The 14,006-nt window shown below is 36.4% G+C and carries 13 protein-coding genes; 8 read left to right on the forward strand and 5 right to left on the reverse strand.

All coding sequences use genetic code 11. The features are described 5' to 3' along the window. Positions 1-163: 163 nt before the first annotated feature. Positions 164-1,174 carry a DUF5776 domain-containing protein gene (locus tag RZ74_RS01080; RefSeq protein WP_053949613.1) on the forward strand — a complete coding sequence of 337 codons (1,011 nt, stop codon included), beginning with the start codon at positions 164-166 and terminating at the stop codon, positions 1,172-1,174. A gap of 149 nt (positions 1,175-1,323) precedes the next feature. After that, on the forward strand, positions 1,324-3,411 hold the full coding sequence (locus RZ74_RS01085; protein ID WP_053949614.1) for a glycoside hydrolase family 68 protein: 2,088 nt from the start codon (positions 1,324-1,326) through the stop codon (positions 3,409-3,411). Between the two features lie 220 nt (positions 3,412-3,631). Here RZ74_RS01085 and RZ74_RS01090 read toward each other — a convergent pair whose 3' ends face one another. Both RZ74_RS01090 and rlmD read right to left on the reverse strand, forming a co-directional pair. Beyond that, the gene (locus RZ74_RS01090) at positions 3,632-4,063 is read right to left on the reverse strand and encodes a hypothetical protein (RefSeq protein WP_053949615.1); all 432 of its coding nucleotides are present in this window, start codon (positions 4,061-4,063) and stop codon (positions 3,632-3,634) included. A 21-nt stretch (positions 4,064-4,084) separates the two neighbouring features. Beyond that, a complete protein-coding gene (rlmD, locus tag RZ74_RS01095; RefSeq protein ID WP_053949616.1) occupies positions 4,085-5,488 on the reverse strand; it encodes a 23S rRNA (uracil(1939)-C(5))-methyltransferase RlmD in 1,404 nt (467 codons plus the stop codon). A gap of 155 nt (positions 5,489-5,643) precedes the next feature. Between rlmD and RZ74_RS01100 the strand changes: the two genes are divergently transcribed. Then, on the forward strand, positions 5,644-7,251 hold the full coding sequence (locus RZ74_RS01100) for a hypothetical protein (protein WP_053949617.1): 1,608 nt from the start codon (positions 5,644-5,646) through the stop codon (positions 7,249-7,251). Positions 7,252-7,308: 57 nt separating this feature from the next. Here the strand turns inward: RZ74_RS01100 and RZ74_RS01105 are convergent, their stop codons facing one another. Beyond that, positions 7,309-7,743, reverse strand: a complete 435-nt coding sequence (locus tag RZ74_RS01105) for a GNAT family N-acetyltransferase (protein ID WP_053949618.1) — start codon at positions 7,741-7,743, stop codon at positions 7,309-7,311. A gap of 166 nt (positions 7,744-7,909) precedes the next feature. Between RZ74_RS01105 and RZ74_RS01110 the strand changes: the two genes are divergently transcribed. The 3 genes from RZ74_RS01110 (at position 7,910) to RZ74_RS01120 (ending at position 8,984) form a co-directional block, all read left to right on the forward strand. Continuing rightward, on the forward strand, positions 7,910-8,437 hold the full coding sequence (locus tag RZ74_RS01110; RefSeq protein ID WP_053949619.1) for a sigma-70 family RNA polymerase sigma factor: 528 nt from the start codon (positions 7,910-7,912) through the stop codon (positions 8,435-8,437). Between the two features lie 81 nt (positions 8,438-8,518). Continuing rightward, positions 8,519-8,719 (forward strand): hypothetical protein, encoded by a 201-nt coding sequence (locus RZ74_RS01115; RefSeq protein WP_053949620.1) that lies wholly within the window; start codon positions 8,519-8,521, stop codon positions 8,717-8,719. Between the two features lie 19 nt (positions 8,720-8,738). Beyond that, on the forward strand, positions 8,739-8,984 hold the full coding sequence (locus tag RZ74_RS01120; protein ID WP_053949621.1) for a DUF2922 domain-containing protein: 246 nt from the start codon (positions 8,739-8,741) through the stop codon (positions 8,982-8,984). Positions 8,985-9,066: 82 nt separating this feature from the next. Here RZ74_RS01120 and RZ74_RS01125 read toward each other — a convergent pair whose 3' ends face one another. Continuing rightward, a complete protein-coding gene (locus tag RZ74_RS01125; protein WP_053949622.1) occupies positions 9,067-9,960 on the reverse strand; it encodes a LysR family transcriptional regulator in 894 nt (297 codons plus the stop codon). Between the two features lie 269 nt (positions 9,961-10,229). Here RZ74_RS01125 and RZ74_RS01130 point away from each other — a divergent pair, with 269 nt between their 5' ends. Then, entirely contained in the window at positions 10,230-11,744 is a 1,515-nt protein-coding gene (locus tag RZ74_RS01130; RefSeq protein WP_053949623.1) for a hypothetical protein, read from the forward strand. A gap of 491 nt (positions 11,745-12,235) precedes the next feature. On the opposite strand, the gene RZ74_RS01135 is transcribed toward RZ74_RS01130, so the two are convergent. Continuing rightward, the gene (locus tag RZ74_RS01135) at positions 12,236-12,502 is read right to left on the reverse strand and encodes a hypothetical protein (RefSeq protein WP_053949624.1); all 267 of its coding nucleotides are present in this window, start codon (positions 12,500-12,502) and stop codon (positions 12,236-12,238) included. Positions 12,503-12,725: 223 nt separating this feature from the next. On the opposite strand from RZ74_RS01135, the gene RZ74_RS01140 reads away from it, so the two are divergent. Next, on the forward strand, positions 12,726-14,006 hold the full coding sequence (locus RZ74_RS01140; RefSeq protein ID WP_053949625.1) for a hypothetical protein: 1,281 nt from the start codon (positions 12,726-12,728) through the stop codon (positions 14,004-14,006).

Genomic DNA, 14,006 nt, shown 5'->3' on the forward strand with positions numbered 1-14,006 from the left:
CCTTTGCATTTATTTCTTTCATTATAACGCAAATAAAGATGAAAATAATTAAAGAAAGCATTAAGAATAGATAATTTGTCTACTTTGTTTAGAGGATAAAATTTGCGCATTTATGATATAAAATGATAGAATCAATTCATTACATATTTTGGAGATGAACAACATGAAAAAAGTTACACAATATACATTTTTTGCTGTTACAGCGTTGATATTTGCTACTGCTGGTAGCAACATTGCTGCACATGCAGATATATTTAATAATGCAAGCGCAAGTCAAATCGCTGCTGCTGAAAAATTAGCAGGTGGTAATAATTCAACCACCACTACTTCTACAAATACTAATAATACTAGTGCAAGTCAGAATTTAAACAACACTTCTAACAACAATGATGCTGACTATTCCGGTATTAGTTTTACTGTTATCGCAACCCATTCTGGATTTCAATACCAAGATGCAACTTTAAAGGGTGATCAAGCCGGGGCATATGATAAGGGTGATAAATTAACTGTCGTTGGTGTGCAAAAAGACGGTAACAAGTTAAGATACGAAGTCCTAACTCCAAATGGTAAGTTTTTCATCTCTGCATATTACACAAAATTAGCTGATGCTAAAGACACTGCTGTTAGAGAAGGAATGGTAGCAATTGCTAATAACAAGTTCTTCACAGTGATTGCCACTCATGATGGTGTGGTTTACACCGATTCATCATTATCAGCTGACAAACAAATCTCTGCCTACAACAATGGTGACACTTTCAACGTTGTCAAAGTAGTTAAAGAAAATAACAAATTAAGATATGCTGTACAAACTGATACTGGTTTTTACTACATTTCTGCATACCACACTAAGTTAGCTGACAATGGTAGCGCTGCTCAATACAAAGCAATGCGTGCTGCAGTAATTAACGTGAAAACACCTGCTAAGACTAACAACAGTGCCTACTACACTACTGTTAAAAAGGGTAACCACGTTGCTGTTGCTAAGAAAGCACTAGTTCAACACACAACTAAGACTTTCAAGGACAACTCAGCTAAGGCCAAGAAGAATACAATCAAAAAGGGTAAGAAATTATCATTCAATAGCATCGTTAAAGTTGGTACCACCTACCGTTTACATTTAACTAACGGTAAATATGTCACAGCAAGTAAGCAATTTGTGAACGTTATTAAATAATGGGAATTATTTGAAAGCCATCTCTTAGCTGAGATGGCTTTTTTATGTCAAAAATATAATTTTTTTATAAAAAAATTGAAAACTATTTTTAATATTCTGTAATAATGGTATGTTTAGATTAACTACAAAAGAGATAGGAATGTGGTCTGATGAATAAAAAGTATAAATATCTAATTGGGGTCATTGTGGCACTAGTGGTATTGGCGGGAGGCTATAAGGTCTACCATCATTTCCATTACCAAGCAATTCGTAATGCTAAAATCGCAGAAAAAAAAGAAGCTGAATATCGTAAATACCATCCAGTTAATTACGATGGTTATGTCAAAAACTATACTAAACTATACGCGAAAGCTGACCCTAATAGTAAGGTTCTAACTCGTATTAGTGCCTATGTATTAAGTGGAACTGGAAAGAATTACGCTAAGCATAGTAGTGCTGGGATTCCAGTGCGTATTATCAGTAAGAAAAATAAAATGTTTAAGGTTAAGTTCAGTCAATATACTGGATATATTAAAGCGGGTCGTTTCCATACTATGAAGAACTTTACTGATGATTCAGGTGTGTCTCATTACACTCGTTATGATCTATCATTATTGGAAAAGAACCAAGCTAAGACCGCTTATGCGGTGCCTTCATTTGTGGGGATGAGTATTAAAGATATTCCATCAGCCCAAAGCACTAGTTTAGTTCAAACTGCTCGTGATAGTGACGGTAAACTAATTGAAAACCCAACTACTCACCAAACTGGTTTATACAGTGGTTCTCAAATGGACGTGTGGGATAGTTGGCCAATTCAAAATCCTGACGGAACTGTCGCTACTTATCATGGTTACCGTATTGTGTTAGCACTAGCTGCCAATATGAACCCATGGCAATCAGGTCACGTCGGTGTCGGTCTAGGTCAAGCCAAGATTTATGTCTTCTACCAAAAGGTTAGTGACTACAACAAGGGTGTCGAATCATGGAAGAACGCTGGTCTATTAACCAAGACTAAGCTAGAAGGGGTCAAGAGTACTGATAAGTACCTAAAGATGTTGACTCAACAATGGTCTGGTTCAGCAGTTAAACTAGATAACAGCAATAATTTCCGTTTATTCTACACTAACTACACTGGTGGTAAATTGTACGGTGGAACTTCTAACAATGCGCAATACTTAAGTACTGCCCAATTCACTTTGAAATTTGATAAAAATAGTGTCAGCATTGATCATTCCAAGACTACTGACAATAAGTCAGTCTTTGCAAGTGAAGGCAAGAGTTACCAAAGTTTTGACCAATTCACTAATGAATGGCCGGATAGCAAAGGATTCGATGACACTTCACTTCGTGATCCTCACTACATTGAAGACCACGGTAAGAAATACCTAGTCTTTGAAGCTAACACTGGAACCAATACTGGTTACCAAGGAATCGATAACCTGTTTAACATGGCTTACTTCGGTGGTAGCAAGAGTTTCCAAAAGGCCGAACAAAAGAAGTTGTTCGACAACGATGTACAAAATGCTGTGATTGACACTACTAATAACTTGAAGAGCCAAGTTAGTGCTTACCAAAAAGCACTTAAAGCGGTTAATGATCAAATCAAGGAAACTAGTTCTGAAGACACCATTCAACTAGCTCAATTGAACCAACAAGTTACTAATTTATCTCAAGCCATCACTAACATCACTACTTCACAAAACTACATGAAGAAGACTGGTGAAGGAATTAAAGCCCAATACATGAACGCAGCGATTGGAATTGTGGAATTGAATAACGATTACACCGTTAAGAAGATTCTAAAACCACTAGTTGCTTTCAACACTACTGATGACGAAACTGAACGTCCAGATATCATCAAGCATGATGGTAAGTACTACATGTTTACAATTACCCGTGCTAGTCGCATGGCATCTAACACATTGGATGCACGTGGCGTTTACCTATTAGGATTTGTTTCAGATAGTCTAACTGGTAAGTACAAGCCATTAAACGGTAGTGGAGTCGTATTGTACTCACATGAATTAAATATCAATAGTCGTACTTGGACATATTCTTACTACATTATGCCAACTAAGACTTCCGCTAAGGATAATCAATTCCTAGTAACTAGTTACATGACTGTCCCTGGAATTGCATCACAAACCGGTGGTCATGCGACATTCGCACCAACATTTAAGATTAAGATTAAGGGTGACAAGACTGAAGTAGTCCCTAACTCAACATTGAGCCAAGGCCAAGTGGCAGTCACTAAATAAAAAATTGCACTTTTTGAAAATATTTAAAATAATTTGCGTAATTATATTATGTCGGCTTTTGATGAGAAACCAACTTAATCAAATCGACTATAGAGCCAATCTCTATAAAACCATAAGTGCATGGAGCTGAGAAGTTATATTCTCAGCTCTTTTTTTGCCCAAATATACCCCAAAATAAAAAAGCGCTAGAAGTTTATTCTTCTAGCGCTTTTTTATTTATTTATTTATGAAAACTATTTAATTCGTCTTCTGTCATATCAGTTAGTTCAACATCGATGTGATGATTTTTTAAGACCAATTGTGAGTTTTGATCCACCGGACGGAAGTCACGGTTAATCATGCGTCGAATGAACATATAGTTATAAATTGAACCCCACAAGACGGCTCCTATCATATAAGTAATGTTCATTGCACTACTTGGATCAACATTGAAGACTAATTGTAAGATCATGTGAGTAACCATGTAGATACATGCATCTACTCCGACGATACACGCGGCGTTGTAATAATCAGAACGTAAAATCGCTGGAATCCAGTGGAACAAGAATGCGAGTAGTGAGAAACCAAAGCGACCAAAACGGAGTCCGTTTTTACGATTGATTAGAAAAACGAAATTTTGTTTAAAGTCTGGTAAGTGTGGCATGTTATTCATTGCGACTCCTACTTTCTGTGATTATTTTTTGGTGAATTTAACGACTGCTTCACAGCGTGGTGTTTGTGGCATCATGTCGATTGGTTGAATCCATTCAACTTTGTACTTGCGGGTTAGCGGTACTAAGTCAGCAGCTAAAGTGGATGGGTTACATGATACGTAGACAAATTTTTCAGGCGCACTCTTTAAGATAGCGTCGATTAATTTGTCGTCTAGACCAGTACGTGGTGGATCCACGATAATGGCATCTGGTTTGAAACCTTCTTCCAACCATTCAGGCAATAGGTCTTCAGCTTTACCGACTTCGTAATAAGCGTTACGAATCTTGTTGATGATGGCGTTATGGTTAGCATCTTCGACAGCTTCGGGGATGATATCCATTCCACGAATTTCATCAGCATGCTTGGCAAGTGGTAAACCAATAGTTCCAACACCAGAATAAGCATCAACAATCTTTTCGTTACCAGTTAATTCCAATGCAGAGATGGCAACTTCGTATAAACGAGGTAGCATGATTGAATTCAATTGTAGGAAAGCACGAGCAGAAAGTTCGAAGCTTAACCCTTTAATCTTTTCCACGATGGTATCCTTACCAGCTAAATGAACAGTTTTGTCACCCCAGATTAATGGAGAGTCACCGGGATTAATGTTTTGCATCACTGAAGTTACTTCAGGAAGTTCTAACATAATCTTCTTTAGCATGAAACCTTTTTTAACGAACTTAGGCGTGTTAGTTACGAACACAACTTGAACGTCGTCAGTATTTAAGGCAGCACGGACAATCACCGTTTTGATGATTCCGGAATTGTTTTCTTCATTAAAAACAGGAATTTCTAGTTCGTCAATGAATTCCACAATCTTGCGCATTACTTTCATAGTGGCAGGGTATTGGACTGAACAAGTTGGCAAGTCAACTAAATCGTGAGTACCTTCCTTAAACAATCCAGCGATAACCTTACCATCTTGCATGCGGACAGGGAATTGTGCCTTATTACGGTATTCATATGGGTCTTCCATTCCCATTGTGGAACGGATTTTCATTTTTTGATAACCCTGTGGTTGGAACTTTTCTAATGCTTGTTTGATTAGATCTCGTTTGAAACGAAGCTGAGCTGGGTATGATAGGGCTTCTAGTTCGAAACCACCAACGTTACCAGCGTAACTATCGCGAGGTTCAACGCGGTCTTCTGACACGCGATTGATTTTAACAGCCTTGGCCTTGATATAGTTAGGGTATACCTTGGTAACCTCAGCGACGACTTTTTCATCGGTAAAAGCACCGGATACGAAGACTAATTTGTGTTCGTAAAAACCGATTCCCTCGCCGTTAATGCCCATTCTCTTGATGGTCATTTTAAATTGTTGGCCGACTTCAACATCTACATCGTTAAAGTCATTACGATAATTATTTCTTTGGTATGCCATTGCTACCGTCCTTTTCTATAAATCCATAGTTATTCCACATTATAACATGGAGTTATTAAATTTAAGTTAAGAGTACTGTAAATAGTCGAAAAAAGATTGCAAATGCCTCTATAAAAGGTTATAAATAAAGTGTTGCGTTAAAAAGGGGGATAATTATGAACAAGATGACTAAAACACTGTTACTTACTGCAGTGACAACATTAATCGTGTCAATTCCAGCAGCTGCACTTAGCGCAAATGCTGCTGCTGATGAATTGATTCCTGCATCTGCACCAAGTAATGGTCAAAGAGACTCACAAAATTTCTGGATTCATTCATGGGATGAGGGTAAGAATCCAATCCCGGTTACAACTACAGATAATGCATTAACTGATCGTAACGATCAACTATTTCACACAATCGATAGTCAAGTGCCTAATATGACACCTGTTTGGGGAAACTATCGTCGTGTTAAAAACACTACTAAGCCAAATTACATAAATGCTGTTGACTCAGTTAATACTGCTAAAGTTAATTTTAGAACAAAATGGTTCTTGCCAACTGGATTTAATGTTTCCCCACAAGAACACGGTAACTACCAAGGTGCGATTATGGCTAATAACTCCATCTATATTGTTGAATCAATGGGAACTGGTGCTAACCAAGGTGCCATTATTCGATTAAAGATGGATGCCCTACAAGCTATGGGATTAGATGACACTAATCACCAAAACTTATTAATTCAAGTGTTTAACTTCTTCAATCCTTTCACTGATCGTGGCCGTGATAATAGTTTAAAGTTTGCTAAGTTTATTAATGACAGTAAGAAGCCTAGACAAGATAGTAATAAGACTGAAAAGCAATTACTAAAAGTTAAGAAGTCATTGAACAAAGCTCAAAAAGTCGTTAATAAGAATTTAGTGAAGTACCAAAAAGTTAGTCAAAAGTTGAAGAACGCTAAGAAAAAGAATGATAAAAAAGTTCTTAAAGTAAAGAAAAAAGTATTATTCAATAAATATAAGGCAGTTAAGAGACAACAATCAGGTCGTATTAAATTGTTAACTGACCAATTGGGTCGTCTTAACCAACAATACAATAAGCATCAATCTAAGATTAATAAGATTGGTCAAAACAACCCAATCTTTAATCAATACTACCAAATCTCTAAATCTGTAAGTGTTAGTCCACTAATGAATATTGGTCATGGTCAAACACTTGCTTACAATCCAAGTAATGACCATATCTATCTAGCACAAGATGATCAACTAGGAATTGTTGGTAATGACTTTTATAACCAAGTTACTGAATTAGATGCTCAATCATTGAAGCCTGTTCATCAATACCGTTTCAGAATGATTAACAACCAAGGTAAAAACTTAGCCTTGCATACATTGACATTCGATAAAGCGGGTAATGCATACTTCGGTGTTCATTCAGGTCGTAATGGAGCAAACGGTGTTTACACACTATACACTGGTAACTTTACTAACAAGAAGATATCATTCAGACCAGTAACTGGTATGATTAAGTGGCCAGCTAGTTTCAATCAGTACGTTACTTACAATTCTATCAACGACAGAATTTACTTAGTATCTAACGATATGTTGATTTCAATTCCAGCTAAGGAAGTTAGAAATGACACTATTAAGCCACAAGATGTTCATTACGTTACATTCGATTCAGGTCGTGAATTTGAAAGTATTGCATTTGATAATAAAGGTTATGGATACCTATTATCTCTATGGCGTTCAGAACTACTACGTTCAGATCGTCCAATGAACTAAATTTTTACAAAACAACTAAAAAATGCATGTAGAATGAAAATTTCTACATGCATTTTTTTATTTTTCTAAAATCATTTTGATGTGTGGAGTTTGATGGAAGGTGTAAACATCACCGACCGCTTTAAAGCCGAACTTCGCATAGAAGTTTTCTTTATCGTCTTGGGAGTCGATTTCCACACGGGGATGGTTGAAGTGTTCATCGATTTCTTCTAATACTTTTTCGATTAGCTTTTTACCTAGTCCTTTACCACGAGCAGCAGGGGTGGTTAAGACACGACCGAACGTGGTGTGGTCTTCACCGTGAAAAACACGGGCATAAGCTAATAACTTTCCATCTTCTTCTGCCCAGATATGTAAGGCGTTAAAGTCGACATCATCGACTTCTTGATATGGTCTCTTTTGTTCGACCACAAATGTTTGTACTCGGGCGTAATAGATCGCCCAAAGTTCATCTCTGGTGATTTGATCAAAGGTTTTTACTTTCCATTCCATAATCTAACCTCCTGGATTAATTATCCTCATTCTACTATTTTTTCTGTCAAATGAAGCAAATTTTGCATAATTTTTGAAAATAATGCACGGTGTTTTTCTTAGTTGAAGTTGATACATTAATATTCGTTCAAGGGCCCTTGATCAATTCACTAAAGGAATGATTAAGATGAACGAACCAGACTTAACCCCTGGATTTGAATATTTAATGAGGGAAAATCACCAGGGATTAGTCCATGGCGTTTTAAAGCGCCTCAACATATTACCAAATAATCCGCAATACGACGATTTAGTTCAAGAGGGCTTTATCCGTTTTGCACAAAAATACATTGAATATGATGAAGAAAAGACCAATAACTCATTGATAAGTTATTTGTATCAAGGGGTCTATTGGTACCTATTAGACTTACTGCGTAAACAACAACGCCAAAACAACCACACTGAAATGATGAGTGCCGAACAAGACGGGTGGGAAGATGAGTTATTAGATGATAGTGAAGGAGTTGGTGAGGTAAATGACAGAGCGTTGTTAAATCAGTTGTGGTTAAATTGTACCCACGATCAACGTAAGTTTTTATGTAGTAGCTTTAATGAGGGGATGAACGTTACTGACATTTCCCGTAAATATCGAGTTAGCCGCAAGACGGTCTATAAGTGGAAACAGGGCGTCCAAAAAGAATATTTAAAAATTAGGTAACACTTTGATATGGAATAACGTTATTAAGAGTGTAAGGGTTAGCGCTAACGACTTACTAAGTTAAGAAAAGAGGTTGATACAATGAATAAAAAATGGAATAAGTCAAAAATCACAGTTGCTACTATGGGTAAGGACAAAGTAGTTCGTAACCGTAACTTTGCTAATGCCGTAGAAAACATCTCTGCTGATCAAATGGCTGAATTAAGTGACATTGTTGCTCAATTAACTGGAAGCGAATTTGCATCAGGTAAGTTAATTCATGAAGATGGATTCACTAAATAATTAACTGGAGGAACGATAAATGAGAAAATTAGAACTAACATTCAAAAGTGAAAATGGTAAGAACAAGACTTTAAGCCTAAATTATGTTGATGGCAAACTAGATACTTCAGTAGTAATGCCAGCAATGCAACGTCTATCTGCATTGAATATTTTTCAAGACGAAGCTGGTAACTTGTATAAGACACCGGTTGCTGCCAAAATTGTGGACACACAAAATAGCTCACTATTTGATACCCGTGTTGTCGTAACTCCTGCTGCTAAGTAATTTAATTAACTAAGACAAACAACACTCCCTACTAAAACCCCGACAATAAAAAGCGTTCAGTCATTGACTGGACGCTTTTTGTTTATTCTAAATAACCATCCGGATAATTGCTTTCAATAAATTCACGGATACATGACACCATCTTTTGTGCGGCTGGTGTTTTCATTTGAACTGAGTTCATTACCATAAAGATTGAACGATAGAAATCGTCATCGAAAGGATAGAACTTAACGTCACCACCGATACGTTGGAAGGCAAGCTTAGGGAGAATGCCCATTCCTAATCCGGCCTCTACCATCGCAATGATGGAGTGGTCATCGATACTGAATTGAATTGAGTTCGGTGCCACATTGTATTGGTCCAAGACTTTTTTGGTATCACCATCGTAATCTGATTTTTGTAAGATGAAGTGTTGATCGACTAAATCGTCTTGAGTGATGGTTTTGCCATTCTTTGGAATGAAGTCTTTGGGTGTAATGCAATAAATCTTGTCTTTAATTAGTAACGCTTTGACTAACCGTTCATTAATTGGTTGGCAAGTAAATCCTAAATCAATTTTTCCCTGTCGAGCTTGTAACGTAATGTCGTTAAAATCACTTTGCGTTACTTCTACCTTAACGTTAGGAAAAAGATTGTGGAAATTATGTATTATTGTAGGCATCCAATTAATGCAGACACTACTGAAAGCTCCTAAGCGGACAGTTCCAGAAGTAAGTCCTTTAATCTTATTGGCCTCTTGTTGCAAACGTTCTTCGTTGTTTAAGATGTCTTGAATGATTGGTAAGACGTCCTTACCATCTTCAGTCAGTTTAACTCCAGAACGGTCGCGAATTAGTAGAGAGAAACCCAGTTGCTTTTCTAATTTATCGATAGAGTGAGAAATCGCAGAAGGGGTTACTTCTAATTTTTGCGCTGCATGGTGGAAACTTGATTCGCTTACCACTGTGACGAACGCTTGATATGAGAAAGAAATCATGATTGTTTGCTCCTTTCACTCGATATGTGATTTGATTATTTAAGATTATAGCCGTTTTATTAGAAAAATGTAACAGAAAGTTGATAAATTTCTGTTAACTTCTTGCCAAATAATATATTGATAGTTATAATGCTCTTATAAGCATAGTAGATTATGTGAGTTTTAGACTCAGTTCGGGGAAAAGAGCGAAATTATTTTGACATTTTGACTTGAAGTGATATACTATACTTGCTTGATAAATTACATAAAATGTATTGGAGGAATTTATAATGCAATCAAGTCTAAAGAAATCACTTTACTTGGGATTAGCTGCTTTAACTTTTGCTTCAGTTGCAGGTGCTTCTGTATCAGCTACTTCAACTAACGCAAATGCTGCAAAGCACACAACCAAGAAGGTTGCTAAAAAGGTCACTTACAAAACTACTGACAGCAAGTTAGACCAATCAGTTGTATATGTTTCAACTGGTAAAAACGCTGTTTACTCAAAGCCAGGTACTGTTAAAGGTGCTAAGGTAGTTGCTTCAAAGGCAACTATGGCTTCACTAGCTAACACTAAGTCAGTTAGTGCACAATTCATGGCTTACCAAGAAGCTACAACTTCAAAGGGTGCTAAGTACCTAAAAGTTGTATCATTTGATAAGAAGATCCGTGGATACGTATACGTTGGTGGTGTACAAAAAGCTCAAGGTACTGCAAGTGCTAAAGCTTCATACAACTTCAACACTGACCAAGCTAAGAGTCTATACCTAAAGACTCCTCGTCTATTTGACAAGGCTTACGGTTCAGAATTTGGTGCTAAACTAGTTAAATTTGCTGGTAACACTAACTTCAAGACTGTTAGATTTGCAGCTGACGATGCTGTTACTAATGCAAACGGTGACGTTTACTTCCACGTTTACGAAATCGATGACAGCAAAAACGCTATCAACACTGGTTTAACTGGTACTGCTAACCAAGGTTGGGTTAACGCTAAGAACCTAGTTAATAACTCTGGTGATGCATTTAGTGATATGAATGTTACTGTTAACTTTGTTGACACTGCTTCAAACTCAGTTGTTGATACAAAGACTGTAACTCCTAACAATGGTTCATACAACACTAACATTAATGGTTCAACTACTGCTAATGCTTGGGATGCTGCTTCAGTACAAACTGCTGTAGAAGCTGCTAAGTCTGCAGATACTAAGTTAAACTCATACAATTGGGCTTCTAACTACGCTAACCAATACACTATCGTAACTAAGGGTGCTTCAATTAACGTTTACGTTACTAAGAGCACTACTTACGCTGATGCTGCCAAGGTAAACTTCTTTGTTGAAGGCGACAAGAACGCTAACAACTCAGCTGTTTCAGCTAGTCAACAAGATCTATCAACTGTATACTTATCAGATGGTAAGACTGCTGTAAGTACTTACACATTTGATAATGTTGCTGCTGGATTAAAGGGTATCGCTACTGATAACTTCAGTTACAACAATGTTGTTAAGTCACTATTTGCTGATGGTAAAGCATTCAACACTATCATCGTTAAGAACGGTGACTCAACTACTACTTACAAGTTTGATGCTGTTGCTACTCAACAAAACAACAACGCTCTTGTAAACCAATACACTGGTGCAGATGTTGTACTTCCATTCTCAAGTGCTTCAGCAATCAATGTATACTACACTAAGGTAGCTTCAAACACTACTTCAAACTTTGTTGTTCCTTCTGCTACTGCAATTAGTAACTCAAACGTTGCTGCAGTTACATCAGGTTCAACTTCAACTTCAACTGGTAAATAATATTAGTTAATTGTTGATAAAAGAGATATGACTTCGGTCATATCTTTTTTTATACATAAGATTCACATAAGAAAAGAGCTAACGATTATTCGTTAGCTCTTTTTTTATTTATGGATGCCAAAAACCAAATGATCGTTCCATTTGTCTGTGCTTACGCCGTTGGTCTCTAGTCTCTATATATTCAATCATATATTCTAATTTGTTCAATCGAGAACTTTTTAGTATTACTAACATATAATTCATGTCATTACAGCAATATATTTTGTCTAGTGCTAAATTACAAGTGTTAAAATGCCGATCGTTGATAAACGGAAGCATTAGCATTTGAACTTTATTACGTATAATCCGACGGATTTTTCTATTATGATACTCAAAATCAAACCCAGGGCGAATAGCCCTAATAATATTTTCCACATGCATCGACCTTTCATAATTTACTATTAAATAATAAAATAGTCCACCAAATGAAAATAAAAAGGGTGTCGGGGAAACTAACCTACTTTTTTAGTTAATATATTAATCATCTCTTCCAATAAATTAGGCTGGTTTCTATATCTGTGGGCGATGATGTATAGGCAATTAACCACTTCGAAGTTGTTTTGTTTTTTTAATAAATTTTCAAATTCCTTATATTGAGGGTCGTTTGAGAATCTATTTTTAATTATATCAAGGATATGCTTAGCAAAATAATTTCTCAGTCTTAATTGTGCAAGCAAATGGGACCCGGACGGAAACCGTTCATTGTCTTCGCTTATCATTTTAAGCCCTCTTTCTGTAAATTCTAATTATACTTTAATCGTTATTATAACTGTATACTTTTTTAGACCATTTGTCTAAGTAATTGAGTTGTCTTATAACTTTTTTAAGAAAGTACGACATGTTTTCTGATTGTATTAAATAACAATTACAAACCTTTAAATCATGATAGAAGATGATAAAGTGTGTTATAATTTGAATTAGAAATTTATGGGAGGCAATACAATGCATTCATTGATTAAAAAAATTACATTAACTAGTATCGCCGTATTAGCTCTTGCATCAGTTGCAACTGTTAATGCTGATGCTGCAAAACATCACACCAAGGTTGCTACTAAGACAGCCAAACGCGTTAAGAAAACTACTGCTTCTTACTACAAAGTAAGTTATGCTGAAAATGCTGCTTACGCTAAATCAACAGGAATCGTGACCGTCTTTAACAAACCAGGTCGGTTATCTGGTGCGAAAGTGGTTGCCTCAAAGAAGACTATGAAGCAACTTGCTAAATCAATGTCACCTAAAGATGTGTTCTATGTGTATGGTATGGCCAAGACTAATACCGGTTTATACTACGCTCACATTGTTACACTAGGTGGTAAGTACAGAGGATGGGTTTACGTTGGTAAGCATGACATCTCAACCGACTTAAACAATATTGATAGAAATACTGGAATTGTTGCAACTAAGACTTTGACTTATGCTTCATTACCAAAGAAGACTACTAACATTAAAATCTCTAACTCATTATGGACTTTCCCTAACTACAGTCGTATTAATGCTAAAGTAATTCCACACAAGAAGACTACTTACATTAAGGATACTTTTACTATTGATGGTGCTGTAAAGAATACTTTAGGTTGGACTTATTACCATGTAACTGACAATAAGAAGAAAAACATTGATGGTTGGATTTTCTCAAAGAACATTTCAACTACTATGAAGAGTACAACCACTACAAACACAGATAAGAACAACACACCAACTGATCCATACACATTAACTTTCAACTACAATGGTAGCCCGGTTAATACTGTGATTGTTAGTGTTAAGAATGACTTAACAGTTAACGGTACTGCAAAAGTAAATGCGGATACTTTAGCTAAGTTCATTCCAAGTGGTTACCAAATCACTACAGATGCTAATGCAATTAACACCGATGGTCCGATTGTAAGTGGTGGTAAAGCAATTATTAACCTAGCACCTAAGAACGTTACTCGTATTGCGATTCAATTAAAACAAAACGGTACTAATAATGTTTTAACTCCAAGTACTAGTCTAAATAATACCCTTACTACTATTGCTAACGACTTATTAGCTAACAAGAGTGTCTTTGTTGATCAACCAGTCAACGCTGATGTTGTTAAGGCTGAATTAACTAGCAAGAACATCACTACTATTACTCAATCTGACTTAGGCTTAACTGGTGCGGGTTCATTAACTTACACTGGTGTCGATACTACTAAGATTGATGGTAACAACCCAGTAATTACAATTTACTTCCAATAA

The organism is Apilactobacillus apinorum, assembly GCF_001281175.1.
Taxonomy (GTDB): Bacteria; Bacillota; Bacilli; order Lactobacillales; family Lactobacillaceae; genus Apilactobacillus; species Apilactobacillus apinorum.

Coding starts and splice junctions, on each gene's coding strand:
- RZ74_RS01080 (WP_053949613.1), top strand. CDS start 164: ATGAAAAAAGTTACACAATATACATTTTTTGCTGTTACAGCGTTGATA.
- RZ74_RS01085 (WP_053949614.1), top strand. CDS start 1,324: ATGAATAAAAAGTATAAATATCTAATTGGGGTCATTGTGGCACTAGTG.
- RZ74_RS01090 (WP_053949615.1), bottom strand. CDS start 4,063: ATGAATAACATGCCACACTTACCAGACTTTAAACAAAATTTCGTTTTT.
- rlmD (WP_053949616.1), bottom strand. CDS start 5,488: ATGGCATACCAAAGAAATAATTATCGTAATGACTTTAACGATGTAGAT.
- RZ74_RS01100 (WP_053949617.1), top strand. CDS start 5,644: ATGAACAAGATGACTAAAACACTGTTACTTACTGCAGTGACAACATTA.
- RZ74_RS01105 (WP_053949618.1), bottom strand. CDS start 7,743: ATGGAATGGAAAGTAAAAACCTTTGATCAAATCACCAGAGATGAACTT.
- RZ74_RS01110 (WP_053949619.1), top strand. CDS start 7,910: ATGAACGAACCAGACTTAACCCCTGGATTTGAATATTTAATGAGGGAA.
- RZ74_RS01115 (WP_053949620.1), top strand. CDS start 8,519: ATGAATAAAAAATGGAATAAGTCAAAAATCACAGTTGCTACTATGGGT.
- RZ74_RS01120 (WP_053949621.1), top strand. CDS start 8,739: ATGAGAAAATTAGAACTAACATTCAAAAGTGAAAATGGTAAGAACAAG.
- RZ74_RS01125 (WP_053949622.1), bottom strand. CDS start 9,960: ATGATTTCTTTCTCATATCAAGCGTTCGTCACAGTGGTAAGCGAATCA.
- RZ74_RS01130 (WP_053949623.1), top strand. CDS start 10,230: ATGCAATCAAGTCTAAAGAAATCACTTTACTTGGGATTAGCTGCTTTA.
- RZ74_RS01135 (WP_053949624.1), bottom strand. CDS start 12,502: ATGATAAGCGAAGACAATGAACGGTTTCCGTCCGGGTCCCATTTGCTT.
- RZ74_RS01140 (WP_053949625.1), top strand. CDS start 12,726: ATGCATTCATTGATTAAAAAAATTACATTAACTAGTATCGCCGTATTA.